The sequence below is a fragment of the Actinomadura sp. HBU206391 genome (assembly GCF_014323665.1).
In the GTDB taxonomy this organism is placed as follows: domain Bacteria; phylum Actinomycetota; class Actinomycetes; order Streptosporangiales; family Streptosporangiaceae; genus Actinomadura_C.
In genome coordinates, this window is the sequence record NZ_JABVEB010000582.1 from 1 (window position 1) to 590 (window position 590).

1 protein-coding gene is annotated in these 590 nt (G+C 64.6%); it reads right to left on the minus strand.

Annotation, left to right across the window (positions count from 1 at the left end):
- Positions 1–590: TCP-1/cpn60 chaperonin family protein (locus HKK72_RS39535; protein WP_315987673.1), on the minus strand; the 590-nt coding region annotated here is incomplete at its 3' end.

Below are 590 nucleotides of genomic sequence, written 5' to 3' on the forward strand. Positions count from 1 at the left end.
CCCTTGTCGAAGCGCATGCCCTCGGTGAGCTCGAGTTCGAGCCCGAAGGTGTTGCTCTCCTCAACGGTGATGACGCCTTCCTTGCCGACCTTGTCCATCGCCTCGGCGATCATCTCGCCGATCTGCGGGTCACCCGCGGAAATGGAGGCCGTGGAGGCGATCTGCTCCTTGGTCTCAACGTCCTTGGCGAGCTTGGACAACTCCTCGCTCACCCGCTCGACAGCGGACTCGATGCCGCGCTTGAGCGACATCGGGTTGGCGCCCGCCGCCACGTTGCGCAGGCCCTCGCGAACGAGCGCCTGAGCCAGGACGGTCGCGGTGGTCGTGCCGTCACCCGCGACATCGTCGGTCTTCTTGGCGACCTCCTTGACGAGCTCCGCCCCGATCTTCTCCCACGGGTCCTCGAGCTCGATCTCCTTGGCGATCGATACACCGTCGTTGGTGATCGTGGGAGCGCCCCACTTCTTCTCCAACACGACGTTGCGGCCCTTGGGCCCAAGCGTCACCTTGACGGCATCGGCAAGCTGGTTCATACCGCGCTCAAGGCCGCGACGGGCCTCTTCGTCGAACGCGATCATCTTTGCAGCCAT